Genomic DNA, 24,733 nt, shown 5'->3' with positions numbered 1-24,733 from the left:
CCTGTTTATTCATAATCATCGTATTCATTTCGCATTGATTGTTTGCGCTCAAGCCATTGCTTCAGATTCACTTTCTTGCATAGATCAGGTGTAAAAAACTCATAGGCGGGAATCTCTTTCTTTTCTTCCTGATTAACCTGGGTTTCAGTCTTGTATCCATCCCTAATCATAATCCTTCTGATTGGAAATCCCTTGTCTAAAAGGGCAAAATACTCATCTGAAAATACATAAGCTGGTTTGGGTTCTGATGCTTCGATCAGAGACAAATAGTACATATAAAGTTTCCATGAAAACTCACTGTTAACATTCAGGAAAGGTGAAATCCATATTTCCTCTGTCTTTAAGCCATTTACCATAATCATGTATTTATCAGTTTCAGCTCCAAATACCTTTAATGAATCAGTCACTTCCCTTATGCTGATCGAATCCCGGCAATCCGCAATTGGTGAACCAAAAGCTTCAATGGCAGCTTTGTAAGAATCAAGTGCTTTTTGCTCAGTAACAGGTACCTCTTTCTCCAGAACAGAAAGCTTATTCATTTTATAGAGTTGGAAATCTGAAATATAATCAGTGATTGTCGACTTATAATACAAAAGCAAATCAGGATCAACCAGTATGATTTCCCCGGTCAAAAAATCAATCGTATAGATAATATCATATTGTTCAAATTTCACCTTCTGATCCTGTATGAACCAGCGTTGCAAAATCACCTTTCCTTCCTGGTCAATATACCTTCCGGTCAGCACCCAACCTGCTGTTAACGGCTGATAAATTAACAGCATCCCAAGCATAAGAATTGTGAGATATAGTCTTCTTGAGGTAAGCATCTTCAGGGTATATTTCATAAGTATGGTGAAGAAAGGTTTGTTAACAGAGTGAGTTGTTAGTAATTTTTGCTATGTTAATGTGTTAATTAAGAAAAAAAAACTACTTTTGCGCCTCAAAATTAAGCAATATGGCTAAAAAGATTGACTCCACGGAAGATAAAATCCACGTAGTAGAAGAAGCTTTAAGTAAATCAGAGCAGTTCATTGAGAAACATCAGAAAACGCTGATTATTATTATTGGTGCAATAATAGTGATAGGTTTGGGCATTTTTGCCTTCCAGAAGCTATTTATTCAGCCTCGTGAAAAAGAAGCACAGGCCCAGATGTTTATGGCTCAAAAGTATTTCGAGCAGGATTCTTTAGGCAAAGCCCTTAACGGAGATGGTATCAATGTCGGCTTCCTGTCAATCATTGATGATTACAGTATGACCAAAGCATCCAATCTTTCAAAGTATTATGCCGGAATCATCTACCTGAAACAGGGAAAATATGCCGAAGCTATCGACTATCTGAAAAAATTCAAAGGTAAAGATGAGTTGGTTGGACCAATGGCTACCGGTGGTATTGCAGACGCATACATGGAACTCGGTCAGAAAGAACAGGCTTTGGACTATTACCTGAAAGCTGCTAACCAGAAAAAGAATGATCTTACCACTCCTCTATATTTAATGCGTGCTGCCTGGACCTATGAAGATCTGGGTAAATTTGACAAAGCAGTTGAGTTGTATGAAAAAATTAAGAAAGAGCATCCTAAAAGCATGGAATCCCGTGATATCGACAAGTATATTGAACGTGCAAAGGGATTAATTGTAAAATAAGTTCTCTTCCTATAATTACTATAAATACCTGATCCCATCAGGTATTTTTTATTTCAGGGTCACAGAAGATGAGTAAACAGCTTAGGATTGTTTATATGGGGACGCCGGAATTTGCGGTTCTACCTCTAAAATCCATGCTTGAAAACGGCTACCAGGTGGTTGCAGTAATCACAGCCCCTGATAAACCCGCCGGAAGGGGACGGAATCTCAGGCATTCCCCGGTGAAGGAATTTGCATTGGAACATCACCTTAAGGTATTACAACCCCTTAATCTGAAGGACCCTGATTTCCTGAAGGAGTTGAAAGAACTGGATGCCAACCTGCAAGTAGTGGTTGCCTTCAGGATGCTGCCCGAAATTGTCTGGACAATGCCTGAATTTGGCACTTTCAATCTTCATGCGTCCCTTCTTCCCCAATACAGGGGAGCAGCACCTATCAACTGGGTACTTATCAACGGGGAGAAAGAAACCGGTCTCACTACTTTTATGCTCACCTATGAAATTGATACCGGTCAGATCTTGTTCAGGAAGCCTTTGTCAATACTTGATGATGATGATGCAGGAACACTCCACGATAAACTCGCTGCATCAGGAAGCGGCCTTATCATTGAAACATTGAAGGCTATCTCATCCGGCAATTATCATCTTAAAAAGCAGGATGAATTTTTAAAAGAAGGAGAAATATTAAAAACCGCTCCAAAGATATTTAAGGAACATGGACAAATCCACTGGGATCAGCCGGCGGTAGTGATCCATAACCTTGTAAGAGGTCTTTCCCCCTACCCTGTTGCGTATTCAAGCCTGGTTTCTCCAAAGGGAGAAAAATACAATGTCAAAGTCTATAAAACTTCCATTACAGCAGATAATAGTGACAAAGATGTTGGGCAGATTGAAACCGATTCCAGTTCCTTTTTGAAGATAAAAACCCGTGATGCAGCTCTATTTATCCATGAAATACAGTTGGAAGGAAAGAAAAGACTCCAAATATCTGAGTTTTTACGTGGTTTCAAGGTAGATGGAAATTGGTGTATGATGTAATGTTTTCTCAAGGTAAATCCCCTGAAAGCTACAATTAGCAAGCAAAGTTTTCAACAAAGCGCCTAGTTTATTAACATTTTCAAGGGTTTCTTTACTAAAACCCTTGATTATCGCTATTAATAGACTATATTTGTGTTACATTAGTTAACCATTATTAATTAAAACCTCTACAAAAATGAACAAGGCAGAATTAATTGAAGCAATGGCTGGCGAAGCCGGTATGACCAAAGCTGATGCAAAAAGGGCATTGGATGCTTTCCTTGCTGCTACTCACAAGGCTCTTAAAAAAGGTGACAGGGTTGCTCTTGTAGGATTTGGTTCCTTCTCAGTAGCTAAACGTGCTGCCCGTAAAGGCCGCAATCCACAGACAGGTAAAGAAATCAAGATTGGTGCCAAGAAAGTTGTTAAATTCAAAGCTGGTGCTGACCTTTCAAAAGCCGTTAAATAAATTGCTTTTGGTTATTCCAAATAAGCCTCGGAGTTCCCGGGGCTTATTTGTTTTATGCCAGGCCCATTTCTACTGGCCTATAGCTTTATCGGTGAAGAAAAACGGAAGCGGTAAGGAAGCAAGGCATCTTCCCCTGCATAATCCACCCCAACCCTCGGGCCGGTAATTATGAGCTTTTCTTCCACCTTGAATCCCCTATCCTCAATCCAGATGCAGGGCTGCTCTCCGGAAGAAGTTTCCCTTTTAATCAGGGGCAAACCGGAAAAGCTGAAATGAATACCCAGCAGTTTGGATACATTCCCTGGTCCTATCCCTGAAGTTTTAATCAGTCGCTTATTATGGTTGCGTTTCTCCATCCACTCCACCCCTTCCAGCGGATCAACAGCACGTATCAGGACAGCATGAGGGTTACCTTCCACTGAGGTAACCACATTAAAAAGCGAATGAATTCCATAACATAAATAGATATAGGCAATTCCACCCTTCCGGAACATAATCTCTGTCCGCTTGGTTTTCCTGCCATTAAATGCATGTGATGCTTTGTCAGTGGTTCCGGCGTAAGCCTCTGTCTCTGTGATGATTCCGGAAGTATAGATACCCTCCGATTGTGTACACAAGACCTTTCCCAGCAATTGCCTGGCTATAGTTATCACATCATTCCCCTGGTAAAAAGAAGGTTCAAGAATCATACAGCTAATATCTTCTGATCATAAACGAATCTCCAGTTTATCATCCTCTTTAAAAACCTGCTCTTCATCTACCAGCCATTGAACGACCTCCAGCACCTTCTTTTCCGAAACCGAGGGAATATGGAGGATGAGTTCAGTAAGTGTAACAGGGGCCTTCTTTACTATCTCCAGAATCGAATCAGCAATATGTCTTACTTCTTCATCAGAAATGCCTGATTTTTTATTTTTCAGACAGATATCACAAACCCCACAGGGACTCCCTGAAAGATCACCGAAATATTCAAGCAGGAAAAGGCTTCTGCATTTTGTGCTTTGCGTTGTATATTTCAGCATTTGCTCCAATTTCACCTTAGCCTCTTTCTTACGGTCAAAATAATAGGTTTTTGACAAGCCAATGTCCTCCGGGGGAATGCGCTCTGCAGTAAATACCAATTGCGGTTTCCCTTTGAGGGGAATATATTCCAGGATGCCTGATTTGCGGAGATAGTCCAGTTGTTCAATCACTGTTTCCCGGTCTGACCCCATTCTCCTGGCCAGTTCGTATTCGTTGATGCTGGTGAAATCAGTGAATAGACCGGCATAAGATCGTAACAGGACTTTTATCAGCCTGTCCGCCTCCCTGTGCTCTACCTGGAATTTGTACAATTCTTCACGACCTACAAGGAAAAAAGCACGTGAGGTTTCATTCGAAGAATTTGAAAAGCTAAGATATCCATCGCGTTCAAGTATCCTGAGCACATTAAAAACGGTTACAGGCTTCATATTATAATTGGCTGCAAATGATTCCAGCTCAAAATCAAATGAATGGTCCTTGCCGCTTCCGACGGCCAATTGAAGATAATTTCCTAAAGCAAGGTACACCTGTTTAATCAGTTCGGGTGAAGGCCAGGCAATTTCCAGGTAATGCCTAGTATCGATGACATCACTTTCGTTATACAGAATAACTGCATAGGCTTTCTTTTCATCCCTTCCCGCACGTCCTGCCTCCTGGAAATAGGCTTCCAGGTTTTCCGGGAGATCAAGATGAACGACAAACCTCACATTCGGTTTATCAATTCCCATCCCAAAAGCATTGGTTGAAACCATTACCCTGATCTTTTCATCCATCCATTCTTTCTGCCTGCCCGAACGAACAGCGGGATCAAGTCCGGCATGATAATACCCTGCTTTAATTCCATTCCTGTTCAGGTATTCGGCTGTTTCCCTGGTAAGCTTTCTATTCCTTACATATACAATTCCGGTTCCTTTTACCCCGTTGCATACCCTCAGCAACTTCTTTAGCTTATCTTCTTCTTTATAAACAACATAGGACAGATTCGACCTGTAGAATGATTTGCGAAAGACATTATATTTCTTAAATAGCAGCTTACTTTGGATATCATCAATTACTTTGCTCACCGCAGTAGCCGTCAAAGCGATAACAGGTATGTCCCCGAATAAGGGCCTTATTTCTGCGATCTTTAAGTATGGAGGTCTGAAATCATACCCCCACTGAGATATGCAATGCGCTTCATCTACAGCAATCAAACTCACTTTCAGAAAAGAAGCCATTTCCCTGAAACTGTCTGAATCGAGCCTCTCCGGTGAAAGGTAAAGAAATTTCATGCTTCCTTCTGCACATTTCTGATAGGCCAATTGAATCTCCCTGGGATGCATTCCTGAATGGATCTCAATCGCAGGCACCGACCTTTTCTTCAGATTCTCAACCTGGTCAATCATCAGAGCAACCAGAGGGGTAATCACAAGGGTCAGGCCTTCGAGGCAAAGAGCAGGTACCTGGAAGCAAATAGATTTCCCGCCCCCGGTAGGCAGAAGGGCTAATGTGTCCTTCCCTTCCAGAACCGAGTGGATAATATCTTCCTGCAAAGGCCGGAAAGAATCATATCCCCAATATTGCTTTAGTATTTCCCCTGGTGTTGGCATTGTTGCGAAGATACGAATTTAGCCTGTGAGCATCATATTGAGCAAAGCGGAAATATTCAGGCTATTAACTCCCGGATTTTTACTTCTTATGAGTTAAGAGTAACTTTGCCCTATGAAAATATTCCTTGTCGGTTATATGGGTAGCGGGAAGAGCAGTCTGGGTCCCTTGTTGGCTGATGCTCTGGGTATTGCTTTCATTGACCTTGACAAATCCTTTGAGCTGAAATATAAGATCAGTATTCCAGTTTTTTTCGAAAAGTATGGAGAAAAGCATTTCCGGACTATTGAGAAGGAACTCCTGGTGAAGCTATCATCACAGGATGAATTCGTCATGGCAACGGGAGGTGGGACCCCTTGCCATGAGAGTAATATGGTTTTTATGAATCAACAAGGAACTACGATCTATCTAAAAATGCCTATTGAACTCTTGCTGAAGCGGCTACAAAAATCTCCGGCCAAACGCCCCGTTCTGACAAAATTCATGGAAGGAAACTTTGAGAAAGAGGTAACCGAACACCTCAAGCAGCGGGAAGAATACTACCAACAGGCTCAACTCATTATTGATTCTCCGGCCCCTGACCCAAAAAAGATTGCTTCATTAATTCTTAATCGACAATCACATTCTGACGAAGTCTGAGTAAGGCAACATTTTCAACATGATGGGTATGTGGAAACATGTCAACCGGCTGAATATCTACTACTTCATATTTTGAAATTAAGAGTGCAATATCCCTTGCCTGGGTTGCCGGGTTGCAACTCACATACACTACTTTTTCAGCACCAATTTCCAGGAGCTGATCAATCACTTTTTCATGCATTCCGGAACGGGGTGGATCGGTTATTATTACATCCGGACGACCATTTACACGAACGAATGATTCATTCAGCACTTTCGCGAGGTCCCCGGCAAAAAACCAGGTATTATTGATCCCATTCAGCAAGGAATTCTGGTTGGCATCCTCAATTGCTGATTCAATATATTCCACACCTACAACTTTACTGGCATAGGGTGCAATAAAATTGCTAATCGTTCCGGTACCGCAATAAAGGTCATACACTACCTCATTCCCTTTGAGCCCGGCAAAGTCAAAAGCAGCCTTATAAAGATGCCATGCCTGTATTGGATTGGTTTGATAAAAAGAGATGGGTCCAATTTTAAATTTCAGCGTCCTGCCTTTCTCAAGGGGTGCGGGCATCTCTTCCATAATAAATGGATCCCCTGCCCAATGGAGAATTTCCTGGTCGGTGATCACATCATTATGTTTGGTATTGATCACGTAAAGCAATGAAGTTATTTCAGGGAATTTCTTCCCCAGGAAACTCATGAATGATTTAACAGATTCTTTATCATTCCTTGCAAATACAACAATAACCATCAGTTTGCCTGTAGTTGTGTTCCTCACCAGCAGGTTTCTCAGGAAGCCTTCATGGGTGCGGGCATCATAAAAATCAAGCTTATTCTCCAGCGCAAAATCCCTGGCAGCCAGCCGGATTAAATTCGACGGTTCCGGTTGAAGGTAACAATGATCAATATCTAATATTCTGTCAAATAACTGGGGAATATGAAATCCCAGGGCATTCATCTGCCGTTCCTCTGCAGGCAGATTCATATCCTCCTTATCCAGCCACCGGCGGTTTGAAAAGGTAAACTCCAGTTTATTCCTGTAGTAGGTAGTTAAAGGTGAGCCAAGAATATTCCTGATAGCAGGAAATTCAAACCTTCCAATCCTGCTGAAAGCATCCTCTACCTGCTTTTGTTTGAATTTCAACTGGTCTTCATAGGGCATGATCTGCCATTTACAGCCTCCACAAGTTCCAAAGTGACTGCAGAAGGCTTCTATCCTTCGGTCTGAATATTTTTCAAATCGTGTGATTTTGCCTTCAAAAAACTTCTTTTTCTTTGCTACAACCTGTATATCAACAATATCGCCCGGTACGGCATAGGGCACAAAAACCACCATCTCATTCACCCTGGCTACTGCTTTCCCTTCAGAACCGGCATCAAGTATTGTTACATTTTCAAGCAGAGGGTATGGGCGTCGTGGCATGGATGGGGGGGGATTAGGGGATGTGGAGATTTGGAGATTTGGAGATTTGGAGATGGGGAGATGAGGAGATGAGGAGATGAGGAGATGAGGAGATGGGGAGATGGGGGAGATGAGGAGATGGGGAGATGAGGAGATGAGGAGATGAGGAGATGGGAGATGGGGAGATGAGGAGATGAGGAGATGAGGAGATGAGGAGATGAGGAGATGAGGAGATTAGGAGATTAGGAGATGAGGAGATGAGGAGATGAGGAGATGGGAGATTAGGAGATTAGGAGATTAGGAGGGAGAAGAGGAGAGGGGGAGGAGGAGAGAGATAGGGGAGAGGAGATGAGATTGGGATTTGGTGATTTGGTGATTTGGGATTTGGTCGGACTTAGGATTGGGGACTTGGATCTTGAATCTTAGGACTTGGATCAAATTCCGAAATCCAAAATCGAAAATCCGAAATCAACCCTTTACCTTTCGTGCTGCAAAATGCTTTGAGTCTCCCCATTCGCCAAATCCAATTTCATCGCCGGCAATATGGATGCGGGCTTCGAGGCAGTTCCTGCACTCACTGGCTTCTTCATTAATGCAGGGTTTATCCTCATAAAGCAGGTAGCCTTCCCTGTATTTCACCGGGGTAAGATTGGGCATAATAATATTGGCTCCCACCTTTAAGGCTTTTTCCCGGCCTTGTTTATCAAGTGTCTGCATTGCAGTTGTCGCTGCAATATTAATATCCTTCATCATGATCCGGAGTAGAGCAACCATTTTAAGACTAAGATAAAACCTTTCGGATTTAGGAATCAGTTGATTCCTGAATTCATAAAGAGGTGTATCCTTATGTTCAATATAGGGTCCCATCCCCGCCATATCTATATCCAATTCCTTAAAAAAGAGAAGGTCATTGGCAAGGTCATCTAGGGTTTGGAACGGAAGTCCGATCATCACCCCTGTACCTACATTATATCCTATTTCACGGAGCAACTTCAGGGAACGGAGCCTGTATTCGAAGTCATGATGTGAATCCCTCGGATGAATCCTGTAATACAATTCAGGGTTTGAAGATTCAATACGGAGCAAATACCTGTGGGCCCCAGCTTCAAACCACTGCCTGAAGGTTTCTTCGGATTGCTCCCCCATCGAAAGGGTGATTCCCAGCTTACCTGATGACAACTGTTTTATTTTTTGAAGAAGGTTTGTGACTTTGCCGGTGAACACTTTATCTGTTCGTTCCCCGGATTGAATCACCATTGAACCATATCCTTCATCCAGGGCAAAACGGGCTGCTTCCAGCACTTCATCATCAGTTACGAAATACCTGTCAACCACTTTGTTACCTCTTCTGATTCCACAGTAATAGCAGTTCTTTGAGCAGATATTGGATAATTCAACCAACCCTCTGAAATAAACCTTATTGCCAACATATTCTTTCTTCACGGCTGCCCCTCTCTCAAAAATCAGCTCGCGCTCTTCCTTTGCACAGCCAAGTAATGTGATAAGATTTTCCCTGGAAAAATCGCCGGAATCAAGTATTTCCTTAACGGAGGGTTGCATACTATTCAATTTGGCACAAAGTTAATGCTATTCATGATTAACGCACACCTCATTCGTTTGAATCTCTGGTTTAAACAAATGATTCGATAGGTAATCACTGAAAAAATCTAGTCATTTGTTATCTTTGAAAGGTAAAAAGGAGTTATGATCAAGATTTTCCCTGTCGGAATAGTAAGAGAGGCTGATGCCTATACAATAGCCCATGAACCAGTTGCATCCATTGATTTAATGGAAAGGGCAGCCAGCCGATGTTACGATTGGATTCTTCGAAAGTTATCAGGCCGAACGCCCAGGTTCTATATTTTCTGTGGTCCGGGGAATAATGGTGGCGATGGTCTGGCATTGGCGAGGATGCTCCATGATATTTCATTTGAGGTCCAGGTATGTATTCCATCAGACAAAGAAAAATACTCCCCTGATTTTAGCATTAACCTAAAAAAGCTTAAATGTTTGGACCTTGAACCTGTATTTCTGCAGGATGGACTACACTTTTCACCCGAACCAGGGGATATTATCATTGATGCACTTTTCGGATCAGGACTTTCCAAATCGGTTGAAGGCATCGAAAGAGAGGTAATTAATCATATCAACAAATTACAGGCAATTGTGATTTCCATTGATATCCCTTCCGGGTTATTTGCCGATAAAGCCATCAGACCGGGAGCTTCTGTAGTTCATGCTGATTATACATTAAGTTTCCAGTTCCCGAAATTATCCTTCTTTCTCAGTGAGAATGAACTCCTTGTGGGTGATTGGGTGGTTCTGCCTATTGGATTGCATGAAGAATTTATCAGGAATCAGGCTTGCAATCATTATTTCCTCACAAAGCAGGATATTCGGGAGATCATAAAACCAAGGAAACGTTTTTCTCATAAAGGAACCTATGGCCATGCGCTGCTGATTGCCGGAAGCCATGGGAAAATAGGTGCAGCTATTCTCTCTTCCAAATCATGCCTTCGATCCGGAGTGGGGTTACTCACCACTCATGTGCCGGTTTGTGGATATGAGATTCTGCAATCAACAGTACATGAAGCAATGATATCAGTGGATCCGGGACAAAACGACTGTTCCAGGATACCGGATCTGTCGCCCTACTCCGCCATTGGAGCAGGGCCGGGACTCGGACGATCCAGGGAAGCGCATAATACCATCCGTTTGTTATTGCAGGAAGCCAAAGTGCCCCTGGTATTGGATGCAGATGCACTGAACATCCTGGCGGAACAAAAAACCTGGCAAGCATTTATCCCGGCAGGAAGTATCCTTACCCCGCATCCAAAGGAATTTGAAAGGCTCGCAGGAAAATGGAACAATGGATTTGAGCTACTGGATCTTCTGGGTGATTATGCTTTACGACAAAAAGTTTATATCATTCTCAAGGGGGCATTTACCATCATTTGTACCCCCGGAGGAAATTATTTCTTCAACCCAACCGGTAATCCCGGGATGGCCACGGGGGGAAGCGGCGATGTATTAACCGGACTCCTTACAGGATTGCTTGCCCAAAATTATTCTCCACTGGATGCCTGCCTCCTGGGCGTATATCTTCATGGACATGCAGGTGACCTGGCAAGCCTTAAAACCGGGCAGGAAGCCCTTCTGGCAGGAGATATCATCAACCATATTGGACCCGCTTTCCAGGATACCATTTATGATTCTGAATAATTCATAACAAGCTAATTAAAAGTATCCTACCCCATATTATCTATAGTAACACATAAATTAACAACCTATTTGAACTGAGTCCTATTGAACCAGGATAAACCTTGAATCCTTCCATGAAACAACAACACCTCTTATTGATATTTTTTCTTGTTTTTATACTTGCTATGACTCCTTCATTCATTGAAGCCCAGCCATTAGTTACACCGCTTGTTCAAAAAGGCTGGACCGAGCCTACGAGCTACAATGAATTATCTGAATTCGTGGAGCAGTTGGATAAATCTTCTGAGTTCATTGAACGTAAGGTCATTGGCAAGTCTGTGGAAGGTCGTAACATCTATGCCTTACTATTCTCAGATGGAGAATTTGGAAAAGATGTCACAAAAATTAAGGTATTGATTTTTGCGCAACAACATGGGAATGAGCAATCCGGTAAAGAAGGGGCATTGCTTCTTGCAGCGGAACTGGCAAAACCTGAACATCGGGAATTATTCAAGCGGATGGACCTGGCGCTAATTCCACAGATGAACCCGGATGGATCAGAAGCCAACCGGAGAAGAAATGCCAACAGCATGGACCTGAACCGTAATCACATGATTCTCACTGAGCCGGAGACGCAAGCTTTGCATTCCTTCTTTGATACCTACCTGTTTGAAGTCAGCATGGATGTCCATGAATATTCTCCTTATGGTGATGAATGGAAGACCATAGGGTTCCGGAAGAATTCAGAGGTTACAATCGGTACCACTACTAACCTGGATGTTTCAGGGAAAATCAGGACTTTTTCGAAAAACAAATACCTGCCATATATCCTTGATTATCTAAAGAAACAAGGGTTCTCATCCTTTGAATATTCACCCGGAGATCCCCCCGGGCAAGGCTATACCCGTCATAGCACCTTCGATATCAATGATGGCCGGCAAAGCCTTGGCATTCTCAACACACTTGCCTTTATCCAGGAAGGTATGAATGGAGAAGATAACTTCAAGGATAACATCAGGCGTCGTTCGGAAGGACAGAAAGCAGGGATGATGGGATTATTGCTGTTTGTTAAAGAAAACTCCTCTAAAATCAGGAAACTGGTCCGGAAAGAGCGTTTGATTTTGCCCGGCAGCAATAGCCACACTGAAATTGCACTGCATTCAGACCATGTAGCAGATGGAAGCTTCCTGGAGTTACCGGTTTATTCCTGGAAAACAGGAAAGGATTCAACTGTTTTGATCAAAGATTATCGTCCCAAAGTGATCTCTACCCTAAGTGTAAGGATTCCCCACTCCTACCTCCTGCCCGGACAAAACAAGGAATTGCTGGAATGGGCTGAAAGGCATCATCTGAACCTGGCACCCTATAAGCCAGGGAAATCGGATAAGCTGCAGCAATACTTTATAACTGGCATCGATTCCATTGATTTTGAGGGAGATATAACGGTGAATCCGAAAGTTGAAATCCATGATATCCATTCAGAAAACCTTGAAGGCCAATATTTTGTCCTGGAAACCTCGCAGTTAAAAGGAAGCATGATCTGCCTGGCACTTGAGCCGCAGTCCATGCTTGGACTTGTTACCTATAGTAAATTTGCTCACTTGATAAGAAAAGGCGAATATTTCCCTATTATCAGGTTGCTAAAATAAACACCAAGCAAATAATCGAATAACCTACCAATTATCAAATAATCAGATCATTTTTAAAAAATCCATAGTATGAAAATTGACAGAATCGAACTCCGACATATCAGGATGGTCCTGGTAAGTCCATTTGTCACCTCCATGGGGACCGAATATGACGAAGAGCACATCATTGTAAGGGTAGATGGCGAAGGTGTAACCGGATGGGGCGAAAGTGTAGCCGAGGGTACACCCTTTTATTCCTATGAAACCGTAACAACAGCCTGGCATATACTCGAAGATTTCCTGATTCCGTCGATACTCGGGAAGGACCTGAAAGATGTGGATGAGGCGATTGGATTGTATTCCAAGGTGAGAGGGCATATGATGGCCAAAGCCGGGATTGAAGCTGCTCTTTGGGATGCTTTTGCCAAATCGAAGGGAATTTCCCTATCAAAGATGCTGGGTGGCACCCGTGATAAAGTGAATGTAGGAGTAAGTATTGGAATACAATCGTCGGAGAATGAGCTGATTAAAAAAGTGGAAGGTTACCTGGCCGAAGGGTATGGAAGAATCAAGATCAAGATTTCCCCGGGGCTGGATATACAATTTGTGCAGGCACTCAGGAAGAATTTCCCGGATATTATGCTGCAGGTAGATGCCAATTCGGCCTATACCCTGGAGGATGTTGAACTCTTTAAAAAGATGGATGATTACAATCTTTCTTTGATTGAGCAACCGCTGGGTTATGAAGATATCTTTGACCATTCCAAACTGCAGAAGCAGATAAGGACTACCCTATGCCTGGATGAAAGCATTCATTCGCTGGATGATACGAGGGCAGCCATTGAGTTAAAAAGCTGTGGTATTATCAATATCAAACCCGGGCGTGTGGGAGGTTTTACTGAATCCAAACTGATCCATGATTACTGTGCATCCATGAATATTCCGGTATGGCATGGAGGAATGCTTGAATCAGGCATTGGCCGTGCAGGCAATGTAGCCCTTGCCAGTCTGCCCAATTTCACCCTGCCCGGTGATATTTCTGCCAGCAAGCGCTATTACAAGGAAGACATTGTAGATCCTGAATTTGTTGTAAATCCTGATGGAACGATGGATGTTCCTGTAAAACCGGGGATTGGAGTGGATGTAAATATGCCGATGCTGGAGAAGGTAACGGTAAAGAAGAAGGAGTTCAGGGTTTTGTAGGAGGATGTTGAGGTGAGTTACAGATGAAAGAAACAATAAGACAAGTTTGAAAACACATTAATATTTTAATCTTTGGCACTCACTAGGGCTAAGTCAATTTGAGAAATATAGAAAGATATCTCAAGATCAAATGGAATTTTTGAATAATCATCATTTGTTGATAGTTGTTAAAGGCACAACTTATTTAAGTGGCATGCTTAAACATGTTATTCTACCATTAGGTCTGTTAGAACTAATAACATACATCCCAGAGGAATAGTTTCTAGTCATTTTTAGAAAACAAGATCTTGAAAGTTTTCATTTCAATAAAGATGAAAAATGAGACAAATTCTTTTGACAAACCCGAACACGACATAAAAACTTTGGAGTTTTCTAAACAGCTACGTCAAATACTTTAAGAATTAGTTGAAAATATTATTACAAGGATCACATAAGGAAATTGCCAGAAATTCAGTTGAACGATTTTCAGAAAGATAAAATCAACGAACTGGATTTAAAATTTAATGGACAGATTATGGATTGCTACTTCTACTTACTAATGAAGATCCAATAGTGCAAAACAGCACTTACCCGTTACCAGGCTTACGCTGTCATCTCTTGAATACTATTAAGATTAGTGTTCTGTCCTAAAGATTGTTGAATAAAGCCTGGCAGCGGGTAGCTGCGGAACGTTATTGCTTATCGGGTCTAACAACTTACTGTCATATAAAACTCAATACTTTCGCAGTGCAGATTTCCTCCTAAAAAGGTTTTTAACAAAAGAGAAATTATAATTAAACGAATGAAAACATTCAGTACTTCTCGTGAAATCCCATCTCTTCCAGGGAATATTTTCGCCGCAATCAGCCATCCTGAAAGACTTGCAAAATGGTGGGGGCCTGCTGGATTCACCAATACTTTTAGCCAGTTTCAATTTATAACCGGAGGGAAATGGTCATTTATAATGCATGGGCCTGATGGTGTAAATTATGTAAATGATTCGGAATTTGCTGAGATTATTCCAAACGAAAAAGTTGTCATCAGGCATATTTCAGAACCCAGGTTTACTTTGACCATCTCTCTTACAAATTCTGCGAAAGGCACCCTGGTTCTGTGGAATCAGGAATTTGACAATGCTGAAGTCGCTGAACAGGTAGCACATATAGTTATACCAAGTAATGAACAAAACCTTGACAGACTTACAGAAGAAGTTTGTGGGAAATAAATTGCCATTCCAGATGGAGGCATACTTAATTCTGCTCGTCTGAATACACATGACAAAATTCATGCGAAACATCAAATTGATTCTTTCTAATAAACAAGGTCATAGGATGCTAACTTCATGAACCCTAGGCTAAAATGAAAACGACTTACAAATTCCCTTTGTTTCTTATCTCGTTTATTCTGATCCAACTATTCCTTTCCTGCAAACATTACTCAGTAGGCAAAAAAGCACAAGACTGGATTGCCTACAAGCCTGGCCAGGTTTACCTGTTCCAGGAAGAAAATGGCAATCAGGATACCTTGAAAATTTTAAAAGTTGTACGCTATAATAATCCGGAAGATCATCTTGCTATATTTTCTCCCTATCACGAGAAAATCGTAATTGAGGCCAGTGTCCCTGACCTCTATACAAATCCCATGGGAACTACTTTCCATTCGAGTGTGCAGTCAATAATTGTTCTGGATGCCAATCACAGCAATACAACCATTGATATTTCGTACCAACCCTATGGATACTATTTTGAAAGCAGGAATAATGATGTAGCTGATTTCAGATACGAAAAAAGAACCCTTGGTAACAGATCCTACGATGATATCATTGTCTTCAAATGTAACAATGAATCCGCCGTTAATAAAGAAAAGGCCATGAATGAAATTATTTGGAGTGCAGAAAACGGGATAGTTGAATATAATTTAGGCCACAGGAAATTTACACTGAAAGAGAGGATTAAGTAAAGACCATAAAACAGCCTGCATTCAAAAACAAACTCATTGCTTTAAAAGTTAATATGTTCAAGCTAGTAACCAAAGTCACCAGGCTGACCTTTGAAGCCCTTACCTATTGATTTGACTGGAATCCTGATTTTAAAATTCCTGGCTGATACAACTACTATGTTCTTAGGGTAGAATAGTAAAGGACAATCACTATTAAACCATGTCATTTAAATCACTGAAAATCTATCAACTATGCTCACGAATATCATCCCGAAACTACCCATGCGAAACAAAACCCTGACAAAGGATTTTTACATAAACCAGTTGGGTTTCAATCTGCTTGGCGAATTCAATGATTATTTAATCCTTGGAAGGGATCATCTTGAAATTCATTTTTTTGAGTTTTCTGAACTTGACCCAAAGGAAAATTATGGACAGGTGTATATCAGGACTAATGATATTGACAAGCTTTATCAATCGTTGCTCGACAATAAAACCAGCATTCATCCAAATGGCAATTTACAAATCAAACCCTGGAAGCAAAAAGAATTTGCCCTTCTGGACCCTGACAATAATTTGCTGACATTTGGACAAAGTTTATAACGTTTACCAAAACTGTAAGAAGGAAGAAAGGAATCACATTAAAATACGGGTAATATCTTTTTATGCTTCATAGTAACTTCGTAATAGTCGGAACTCTTCTGGGCACAATAGGTTCTGTTGTGTACCTTATAAAGACCGTGAAAGGTAAAGTCAGACCTAACAGAGTTTCCTTTTTATTATGGGCAGTTGTGCCATTTATAGCTTTTTTTGCCCAAATTGAGCAGGGAGTTGGTCTTGAAGCTTTAATGACCTTTAGTACCGGATTTCTGCCTTTAACAGTATTTATTGCATCTTTTGTAAATAAACAAGCAGAATGGAAACTCACTAAGTTTGATTTGATATGTGGAGTACTTTCTGTAGTGGGACTGGTTTTATGGATGATCACAAAAGTGGGTAATATTGCCATCCTTAGCAGCATTGTGGCAGATGCACTTGCTGCCATTCCAACAATTGTTAAAGCGTACAAATTTCCGGATACCGAAATTGCCTGGCCCTGGATTGCAACTGTTTTTGGTGTGATTTTTACTCTGCTCACCTTATCAACATTCACTTTTGCGAACAGTGGGTTTATCATTTATATTCTTGTGCTTAACATATTGATTTATACACTTGTACAATTTCGCCTCGGTGAAAAGTTTCAGTCTAAAACTAATGCTTGACAGATCCTGATTTGAATGAGTTGTACCAGGATATACTGAGTTACAAATTGGCAAACAATTTAGATAAGGTATAAAACAACATATTCCATGAAAATAGCCATCACAGGAGCACATCGGGTAGGTAAAACAACCTTGGTGGAAATACTTCAGGAGACTCTTGCCGGCTATGAATTCAGAATGGAGCCCTATTATGAGTTGGAAGAAGCAGGCTACGAATTTGCAGAAAGTCCCAATGTGGATGATTATTTAGAACAACTTGAGTATTCAGCTAAACAAATTTCCAGCAGTGATGACAATGTAATTTTCGACCGATGTCCCGTTGACCTCCTTGCCTATATTCAGGCCATTGATGAGACAATAAACATTCGGACCCTTTATAATAAAGTTGAACGTTTCATTTCGAAAATCGACCTTCTTGTATTTATCCCGATAGAGGAGCCGGATTTGATAATATGCCAGGATTTTGATTTGCCAGAACTTAGAAACAGGGTTAATGAGATATTAAAAGAAAGTGTCTGGACTTTTGGTATTGAAACTATTGAAGTCAACGGTTCATTATTGAATCGACGGGACCAGGTAATTAGTAGAATTACTTCATGACTTATTAAGCTATAGTTGAGCTATTTTCATAAAAAGTCCGGCTAAACTCCCATTAATACTTTTTACCATAGCAATCTTTGAATCGCCCATTCATTCACAAACATTTCCCGCGAAGAAATCAGTTTTATCTGAATCCAGCCCAGTCGTTCAATCGTGTCAGTATATTTGAATCCCAAATAAATATTCTCACCATAAGGAAGTGAATAACAGTCTGATACCTTATTCCAATATACACTATAATTCCCGAAAATATTGTAACCGTGACCTGTCTCTGAATAGATAAATGAAACTGAATCAGAAGCAAAGGAATCTGCCGAATGAAGCTTATCCAGATACAAGAGATTTTTACAATGAAATTCATTGCTGACTAAAGTATCATCGGAAGCGCCTGAAAAATGACAGGTACTTAACATGTTGATATCAAATCCGCTGGTATCAATATAAGTGAATATTGAATCAAAGGTAAAAATTCCAAAAAAGGATATTTTATCATGAGCGGCTCTCATTGAAGACGTTTTTCTCTCCGATGTACCCATAGAAGCCGGGCTGTATGAAACTTCCAGGATGATATCGGTTTCATTATCGCTATTCACATCAATACCAAGAACATCGCGCTGATAATCATGGGCATATAAATCACGGTCAACCAAGCTCCCCTGCATGGAATCCTTCACTCCAAGGGTAATCTCAGGCCCCGGAATAATGGTGTCGTAGGTAATCAAGGTTGTATCCCCTTCACTTCCAGAGGGCCGGTGCCTGCGGCTGTTATCCTGCTGGCTGCCCCGGTTGAGGGTTGTGGTATCATTTGGAGTGTTAATCTGTATCTCTTCTTTTTGACAGGAAAGCATGAACAGTCCAAACATCAGTAATAATCCCATACAAGCAGGGAATAACTTCCTGGAAAGGATTCGAAGCGGAATATTGAAAAACATATGCAAAGGATTTGATGGATAAATACTAAAAATGGAAGTCTACCTCTATAAGACAATCAGAACCTCGTTTACCCTTACAACAGATTAAAATATTCTTATCAGAAGTCTAAGCAAGTTACAGACTTAAAGGGATAGAGTATGATAGATAACTGAATTTCTAAAGGACCTGAAAAACCTTGTGAAAAAATACCGAACGCTAAATGAAGATAAAGAGGTTGTTAAACTTGGATGCGGTGTTGTATGCTGTTTCTGTTCATTTATATATTGATCATTGTGAATTTAGTTTTTCCCAATCTTTCTCAAGCAGAGCGTATATCAAGTCATCGACCCACTTTCCATTAATAAATAAACTTTCAACGAAGTGTGCTTCTTTCTTAAAGCCAATTCTTTCCACCAACCGTATAGAGTTTTTATTTTCAGGGTCTATTGATGCAATAATCCGATGCTTGTGTAAATCATTAAATAAATAGTCAACAACTCTTTTTACCGATTCTGTTGCATATCCTCTATTTTGAAAATCCTTGTGTAAGGTACATCCTATTTCAACTTGTTTATTTTCATGATCGAAAAAGTGGAGGCCTAAATCGCCAATTATTTTTTGAGTTTCTTTCTCAATGATGACTAATTGAAACCAAGTTTCATTTTCATTAATTTTTTTTGCAGTCTTTTCAATAAAGGTTGCTACATCATCAATCGTTTCGGGAATCCATCCTTGATATCTGTTTGTCTCCTTGTCGCTCCGGTATTCAAATATTTCATTTTTATCTTGATGACTTATTGGTCTGATTATTAGTCGATTTGTTTCTAATATCATTGTACAATTGTTTGTGGGGATTTTTTCAAATAGCACACAATGTCAGTTTGTCTAATAAGCAAATTTAATACCTCTGATAATCAAATATTTACAATTAAACCCGAAGAGGTATCCAATAAATTGAGGGAGCTAAGGAGGTATTCAGACAGTTTCATGTTATGCAACTATAAGAAGTAAGCGATTATGGAGAAGAGAACAGTCAACCTTGATAAAATTTGATTGAAAAACTGAACTTCATTTAACCACTGAAGTGCCAATTTCCTGAAGGTGCAGTTATAGGCTGTGATTATTATTCTTCACAAAGCTCTTTCAACTTATCGAGTGCTTGTGGGTAGGCCTCGTTCATATAATCTACAAAATCTTCTGCACTGTCCAGGTCAACAATAACGGTTGTACCCCGATAGCTATCGGTGCCATTGTTTTCTTCGAAGGTATAGTTTTCAAATCCGTTTGCCCATTTTTCCACTTCTGGTCCTTCTGTAATTTCCTTGTCAGCTTTAAAAAGACCATAATGTTGAATCGAAACAAATCGGTTTGGAATGTTTTCAGCTATCCTTGAAACCATACCTCCCTTCTCTCCTTTCTCATCTAATCCAATAAACAGTATTTTATTTCCCTTGTCCCAACTTCCTTCATAGGTCGATGTCGGATTAAACAAAGAAGTCCATTGCTCATAAGTTGATTTGCTGCTGATGCCAAGCATAATATCATAAATCCTGGTCACAGGTGCATTGATGCTTACTTTGAATTGTAACTTTTTCATAATGTTAATGTTTGTTTAAATTATCCCGATAGCTATCAAGATCGAGTTGTTATTTCCCGTCATACTTAGCAGTCGTTTGACATTGACTATAACGTCAGTCTGCCTAAAAAGTTAAGGGAATGCCTATGAGAATCCAAAATTTGAAGTTAAACCTGACCAGGGAACCAAAAAATTAAAAGAGCTAAAGAGGTTTCACCATCATTAAATAAGTAGCCCTGCAGGGGATGTAGTTCAATCCCGAAACTTAAGGGCTCAGAGTCCTACTTATTCCCTGCAGGCATTTATTTCATAATCTTCAATTCATAATTTGTACTTCTTCCTCCTGCTGAATCTTTTTGCAATATATCTTTACTAATCAAGTCATTAATATCCCTAATTGCTGTGTCTTTTGAACAATTTGTAATCTTAGCCCATTTCTTTGAAGTCAATTTACCTTCGAATCCATCCAGTATATTGTTTAATATATTCTTTTGTCTCTCGTTAATTATAGTTTTTGAATTTCTATTCCAGAAATCTGCTTTTAACAAAACCCGGGTAAGAATATTATCGGTTGCTTTTAAAGCATTAATTAAACAGCTTAAAAACCATTTAATCCATTCGGATATGTCAAGGTCTCCTTTTTGCGTTTTTTCAAGAATCTCGTAGTATTCTTTTCTTTCTACTCTAATTTGAGCAGACATACTATAAAATCGCTGTGTACTCTTATCCGATTGAGCTAATAACATATCACTTAAGGCTCTTGTAATTCGCCCATTACCATCTTGAAATGGATGAATTGTCACAAACCAAAGGTGAGCAATTGCAGCTTTTATTACTAAATCTATTTTATTTTCTTCGTTAAACCATTTTATAAAACGGTTCATTTCCATTTCGATTAAATCAGCATCGGGAGCTTGAAAATGAACTTTTTCTCTTCCCGCACCACCTGATACAACTTGCATTTGTCCAAATGTATCTTTCCTCCAATCAGCAACAGTAATTTTGAAAATCCCACTTCGTCCCATCGGAAATAATGCTGCGTGCCAATCAAAGAGTCTCTCTGTTGTTAAATGTTTAAAACAATTTCTGGTAGCATCAATCATCATATCAACCATCCCGTCTACATTCCTATCTGATAGAATTGCACCAGCGAATTCAATTCCTAATCGTTGAGCAATTGACGAACGCACTTGCTCAGGATTTAATAGTTCTCCTTCAATCTCTGCAGATTTCAATACATCCAAAGTTAAAGTTTCAAGTAAAGCTTCATCTCTTAATTCAAAACCCAGAGACTCCATTTTCCCTATTAATCGTCCTTGTAGATTTCTCGCATCACTTAACAGATTGACGAGCTCGTCGTTATTCCATGTGAAATTTGGCCAATTGTCTTTCTGATGTATATAATACCCCATTCGTCTTATAATTTGCAACAAATATACATTATATTCGTTGCAACTTCAAATTATCGTTGCATTATTTGCATTGAAAAGTTTCTTAATTCGTTGCACGATGCTCGTTTATGCTTGAAGGTAACGTCAGTTCGTCTAAAAACCTAACCCAAGTTTGGTCTTTATTCCGATTACCTGCTTAAGATTAAGGAAATTGGAGATTTAGTGGATAAAAGTCTGTAAAAAGTGAATCAGGTTGTAAGAGTTTCCATATAGTTTTATGAGTGCCAGCAGGTATAAAAATGTGTTTTAAAAGGCAATCATTGCCTTGAATGTATCATATAAACGACAAGGATATTGAAGATAAAATGAGGATTAAAGAGAATTTTAAATAATGTTCCTACCTGGGCGCCTTGGCTAAGTGAGGTTAGCTATATGTGTCCGGACAACGCAACGGCAGCTAAGTCTGTATTACCAATGTAATTCTTTCTTTTACGATTTAGCAGACCTAACTTGTTTTAGTTCTCTTTATAACGATCTTTTCTGTTTGTGAATCTACGAAAACCCACTTCAGCATCTAAATTAATCCTTGATGCAACGTATAGAGAACCCATTCGTTTCCATGAAATCATTTCTGCCTACACCAATGCCACTATAACCTAAGGAGCGGTACCAAATACTATGCATGCCGAATAGTGTTGAAGTCCACCATGCACCATCATACCGAATACCTTGTTTATTCAAAGGATTCTCAAAGGAGCCATCACTATTTCGGCGGCCACCGGGCAGGGCTGTAAAACCACTTTCATTCGTAGCACCGTAATTAGGACTTTGCCAATGAGTTGTGCCCGCTTCCTTTAGCTTACCTCCTGCTGTGTTTTCACCTCCCAAAAAATCAGTGAGTGTGGTCCACTCTGCATCCGAAGGTATATGCCATCCAATGGGGCAAATATTATGGGAATCAGTAACAGCATACCAGTTGTACAACTTACCATAAGTTTTGGAATTTGAAGGTAAGTTTTCGTAATCGCAGAAAGCCCCTGTTGTAAGGCTAATCCATGCCAGGTTGTCAGTTACATTTGGAATCAAAGTGCTATCCCGGTATCTTGAAGTATTCAGATTTTCAACCATCCATGTCTGCGAGCCAATGGTCACAGTATGGTAAACATTACCGTCAATATCCGTAACAGTAGGATTGTTGTTGCTATTTTCCTTGTCTTTTTTACAACTGTTTGAAAGTGCCATCATCACTCCCAAAACAGCTATGAGGCAGATCCACACTCGCAGTATTTTTTTCATATTGATTTAATTAATAAAGGTATATACTCTTATTTTATACTAAAGTTTTGAACTTCAATTCTGATTGAATGTCTATTTGATAATACATTAAATCTACAAAAATCATCACTCAATTTTCGAAATACAGAGGCTAATAAATCTTGTAAATACATTTTTCTGTATCTTGGTATTTTTTAAGCTTGCTGTTTCAATGTTTCCATTATCCTGCGGCGTGTTTGAACTAAGGAACGAAGACTATCCGAAAACCTATAAGGGTGCCATACGCGAACGGCTCATTGCTATGGCGATGTGCAGAACGACAAATCCAGGGGTAGTTGTACCAGCTGCCACCCCGAGTCACACGTTCGAGGCCATAGATACCTCCTGTTGGGTTTGTTTGCGCTGTAGTTGGGTAAAGATCATAAAGATCACTGCACCATTCCCGAACGTTGCCATGCATATCGTGCAAGCCATAAGCATTTGAAGCGTATGAGCCAACTGCTGTTGTTTTGTTTGGATAGGCTGAAATAGTGTCAATACACATGTCGTAAGGATAAGACCAGTCAAAGTTAGCGTGCGAAGTGCTCAAACAATCACCTGTATAGAAAGGTGTGGTAGTATTTCCACGGCAGGCATACTCCCATTGTGCTTCTGTGGGTAAAGTGCCGCCTGCATATGTCGCAAACTCGACAGCCCCGTACCATGTTACATTTATTACCGGGTGATTTTCGTAACCTTCTACTGTTCTCCACTGTCCGTTGATGCAATGCAAACCCCAGTCGAAACTTCCACTGCTGGCATAAATTAAGACTTCTCCCGGATATTGCCCTGCAGAATATAATCCAGTGCTGTCGATGCTTTTGGAATTTAGGAATGCAGCATACTCGGCATTGGTTATTTCGCACTTACTCATGAGAAAAGCACTCAACGTGACCTGATACTGTGTTTCATTCACTTGCCTAAGCACTTCGGATAAAGGACTGCCCATGGTAAAAGTGCCAGCTGGTATTTGTACCTTGGCAATGTTTACAGGCTCAGGATTGTTGTTAGCTTCCTTATTACAACCTGCTAATAGAATCAACACCACTCCAATTATTACAAATGGGCTTAATAAAGTACTTATTTTGTTCTTCATGCCATATAAATTAGAAATCAATATTAAAGATCATTAATTCATTGCTTTATGCTGTTCTTTTATTAAGTTTGATAATGTTCCGCAGCTACCCGCTGACAGGTTTTTATTCACCCAACGTCCCCAAAAGCACAGAACACGAATTTAGTAATAGTTTTCAAGAGAAGCACATGCGAAAGCCTGGTGGCGGGCAGGTGCTGTTAGCAGCAGCACTTTTTCTTATTAATACATTTGTCCTTTTACATTTAGCCATTCTATTTCAAGTCCTGTTTTCTGTTTTATCATTTCAAGTTCTTCATTTGTGTAATAACCAAGCACAAAATCTTGTCCACCAGTATTGAAATATGTAAATCGTCCTTTTGTTTTGTATTTAACTGCCAATTCTTGAACCTTGTCAAATACATCAATGTCTGCCCAATCGTTATCAACTTTTTAAAAATCCACTTGTAATTATCACCTTCACATGTAAAGAAACCAAGTTATTATTTTCTTCAATATCTACATAGTCTTTTAGATTTTCAAACACCAGGTCACCATTTGTAATTCTTGAAATATTTTCCATAATGCCAACATAGGCACCGTGGTCATCAATTGCCTCAAGGTCAAAATCCCAACATTTATTAGTTATAGGTGTCCATGGATCCCTCTCTATAGTCTGTCCGAGCGTTTTATACATCAAGTGATAGGGTTGGTCTTCAAATTCTTTGTGACCTTCAGGCCAACGGTTTATATCAGAAGTATCTATGCCTTGATTGAAATTAAAACCGAGCTCTTTAAAAGTATCAAGTTGTTCCTGAAATGTAGGTTTATGAAATTTGCCGGTCGACTTTGTTTGACCCTTACAACCAGGAAATCCAAGAAGTCCTG

Annotated in this window: 25 protein-coding genes; 12 read left to right on the top strand and 13 right to left on the bottom strand. The window is 40.1% G+C overall.

Annotated elements, in window-relative coordinates; all coding sequences use genetic code 11:
• Positions 1-5 precede the first annotated feature (5 nt).
• On the bottom strand, positions 6-845 hold the full coding sequence (locus tag IPH84_13860; GenBank protein MBK7174286.1) for a hypothetical protein: 840 nt from the start codon (positions 843-845) through the stop codon (positions 6-8).
• Positions 846-955: 110 nt separating this feature from the next.
• Between IPH84_13860 and IPH84_13855 the strand changes: the two genes are divergently transcribed.
• The 3 genes from IPH84_13855 (at position 956) to IPH84_13845 (ending at position 3,130) form a co-directional block, all read left to right on the top strand.
• Positions 956-1,645 carry a tetratricopeptide repeat protein gene (locus IPH84_13855; protein MBK7174285.1) on the top strand — a complete coding sequence of 230 codons (690 nt, stop codon included), beginning with the start codon at positions 956-958 and terminating at the stop codon, positions 1,643-1,645.
• Between the two features lie 68 nt (positions 1,646-1,713).
• Positions 1,714-2,682, top strand: a complete 969-nt coding sequence (locus IPH84_13850; protein MBK7174284.1) for a methionyl-tRNA formyltransferase — start codon at positions 1,714-1,716, stop codon at positions 2,680-2,682.
• Positions 2,683-2,857: 175 nt separating this feature from the next.
• Positions 2,858-3,130 carry an HU family DNA-binding protein gene (locus IPH84_13845; GenBank protein MBK7174283.1) on the top strand — a complete coding sequence of 91 codons (273 nt, stop codon included), beginning with the start codon at positions 2,858-2,860 and terminating at the stop codon, positions 3,128-3,130.
• 77 nt (positions 3,131-3,207) lie between these two features.
• Here the strand turns inward: IPH84_13845 and IPH84_13840 are convergent, their stop codons facing one another.
• Positions 3,208-3,819, bottom strand: coding sequence for a DNA-3-methyladenine glycosylase (locus tag IPH84_13840; GenBank protein ID MBK7174282.1), 612 nt, complete (start codon positions 3,817-3,819; stop codon positions 3,208-3,210).
• Positions 3,820-3,837: 18 nt separating this feature from the next.
• Positions 3,838-5,742 carry a RecQ family ATP-dependent DNA helicase gene (locus IPH84_13835; protein MBK7174281.1) on the bottom strand — a complete coding sequence of 635 codons (1,905 nt, stop codon included), beginning with the start codon at positions 5,740-5,742 and terminating at the stop codon, positions 3,838-3,840.
• A 112-nt stretch (positions 5,743-5,854) separates the two neighbouring features.
• On the opposite strand from IPH84_13835, the gene IPH84_13830 reads away from it, so the two are divergent.
• A complete protein-coding gene (locus IPH84_13830) occupies positions 5,855-6,379 on the top strand; it encodes a shikimate kinase (protein MBK7174280.1) in 525 nt (174 codons plus the stop codon).
• Here the strand turns inward: IPH84_13830 and rlmD are convergent.
• The gene (rlmD, locus tag IPH84_13825) at positions 6,348-7,790 is read right to left on the bottom strand and encodes a 23S rRNA (uracil(1939)-C(5))-methyltransferase RlmD (protein ID MBK7174279.1); all 1,443 of its coding nucleotides are present in this window, start codon (positions 7,788-7,790) and stop codon (positions 6,348-6,350) included. The two genes, IPH84_13830 and rlmD, sit on opposite strands and share 32 nt — an antisense overlap.
• A 447-nt stretch (positions 7,791-8,237) precedes the next feature.
• Positions 8,238-9,329: a [FeFe] hydrogenase H-cluster radical SAM maturase HydE gene (hydE, locus tag IPH84_13820; GenBank protein MBK7174278.1), complete on the bottom strand. Its 1,092-nt coding sequence runs from the start codon at positions 9,327-9,329 to the stop codon at positions 8,238-8,240.
• Between the two features lie 147 nt (positions 9,330-9,476).
• On the opposite strand from hydE, the gene IPH84_13815 reads away from it, so the two are divergent.
• The 8 genes from IPH84_13815 (at position 9,477) to IPH84_13780 (ending at position 17,580) form a co-directional block, all read left to right on the top strand.
• Positions 9,477-10,991, top strand: coding sequence for an NAD(P)H-hydrate dehydratase (locus tag IPH84_13815; GenBank protein ID MBK7174277.1), 1,515 nt, complete (start codon positions 9,477-9,479; stop codon positions 10,989-10,991).
• Positions 10,992-11,092: 101 nt separating this feature from the next.
• Complete coding sequence (locus IPH84_13810; GenBank protein ID MBK7174276.1) at positions 11,093-12,619, top strand: hypothetical protein; 1,527 nt, start codon at positions 11,093-11,095, stop codon at positions 12,617-12,619.
• A 69-nt stretch (positions 12,620-12,688) separates the two neighbouring features.
• Positions 12,689-13,801 carry an o-succinylbenzoate synthase gene (gene menC / locus IPH84_13805; protein MBK7174275.1) on the top strand — a complete coding sequence of 371 codons (1,113 nt, stop codon included), beginning with the start codon at positions 12,689-12,691 and terminating at the stop codon, positions 13,799-13,801.
• A gap of 781 nt (positions 13,802-14,582) precedes the next feature.
• A complete protein-coding gene (locus tag IPH84_13800; protein MBK7174274.1) occupies positions 14,583-15,005 on the top strand; it encodes an SRPBCC domain-containing protein in 423 nt (140 codons plus the stop codon).
• A 134-nt stretch (positions 15,006-15,139) separates the two neighbouring features.
• Entirely contained in the window at positions 15,140-15,739 is a 600-nt protein-coding gene (locus IPH84_13795) for a hypothetical protein (GenBank protein ID MBK7174273.1), read from the top strand.
• 231 nt (positions 15,740-15,970) lie between these two features.
• Entirely contained in the window at positions 15,971-16,321 is a 351-nt protein-coding gene (locus IPH84_13790; protein MBK7174272.1) for a VOC family protein, read from the top strand.
• Between the two features lie 62 nt (positions 16,322-16,383).
• Entirely contained in the window at positions 16,384-16,980 is a 597-nt protein-coding gene (locus tag IPH84_13785; protein ID MBK7174271.1) for a hypothetical protein, read from the top strand.
• A gap of 87 nt (positions 16,981-17,067) precedes the next feature.
• Positions 17,068-17,580, top strand: a complete 513-nt coding sequence (locus IPH84_13780; protein ID MBK7174270.1) for an ATP-binding protein — start codon at positions 17,068-17,070, stop codon at positions 17,578-17,580.
• A 62-nt stretch (positions 17,581-17,642) separates the two neighbouring features.
• Here the strand turns inward: IPH84_13780 and IPH84_13775 are convergent, their stop codons facing one another.
• From IPH84_13775 to IPH84_13740, 8 genes are all read right to left on the bottom strand, one after another.
• Positions 17,643-18,512 (bottom strand): hypothetical protein, encoded by an 870-nt coding sequence (locus tag IPH84_13775; protein MBK7174269.1) that lies wholly within the window; start codon positions 18,510-18,512, stop codon positions 17,643-17,645.
• Between the two features lie 268 nt (positions 18,513-18,780).
• Positions 18,781-19,326, bottom strand: coding sequence for a GNAT family N-acetyltransferase (locus IPH84_13770; protein ID MBK7174268.1), 546 nt, complete (start codon positions 19,324-19,326; stop codon positions 18,781-18,783).
• A 289-nt stretch (positions 19,327-19,615) separates the two neighbouring features.
• Complete coding sequence (locus IPH84_13765) at positions 19,616-20,089, bottom strand: SRPBCC domain-containing protein (protein MBK7174267.1); 474 nt, start codon at positions 20,087-20,089, stop codon at positions 19,616-19,618.
• A gap of 281 nt (positions 20,090-20,370) precedes the next feature.
• Positions 20,371-21,480 (bottom strand): Fic family protein, encoded by a 1,110-nt coding sequence (locus IPH84_13760; GenBank protein ID MBK7174266.1) that lies wholly within the window; start codon positions 21,478-21,480, stop codon positions 20,371-20,373.
• Between the two features lie 558 nt (positions 21,481-22,038).
• Positions 22,039-22,755: a fibrobacter succinogenes major paralogous domain-containing protein gene (locus tag IPH84_13755; protein ID MBK7174265.1), complete on the bottom strand. Its 717-nt coding sequence runs from the start codon at positions 22,753-22,755 to the stop codon at positions 22,039-22,041.
• A 220-nt stretch (positions 22,756-22,975) separates the two neighbouring features.
• Positions 22,976-23,869, bottom strand: a complete 894-nt coding sequence (locus IPH84_13750) for a formylglycine-generating enzyme family protein (GenBank protein ID MBK7174264.1) — start codon at positions 23,867-23,869, stop codon at positions 22,976-22,978.
• A 219-nt stretch (positions 23,870-24,088) separates the two neighbouring features.
• On the bottom strand, positions 24,089-24,247 hold the full coding sequence (locus tag IPH84_13745) for a hypothetical protein (GenBank protein MBK7174263.1): 159 nt from the start codon (positions 24,245-24,247) through the stop codon (positions 24,089-24,091).
• A gap of 43 nt (positions 24,248-24,290) precedes the next feature.
• Positions 24,291-24,733 (bottom strand): hypothetical protein (locus IPH84_13740; GenBank protein MBK7174262.1); only part of this gene is annotated, 443 nt, incomplete at its 5' end.

Source organism: Bacteroidales bacterium (assembly GCA_016707785.1).
Taxonomy (GTDB): domain Bacteria; phylum Bacteroidota; class Bacteroidia; order Bacteroidales; family UBA4417; genus UBA4417.
This window is presented reverse-complemented; position numbering and strand designations above follow the sequence as displayed.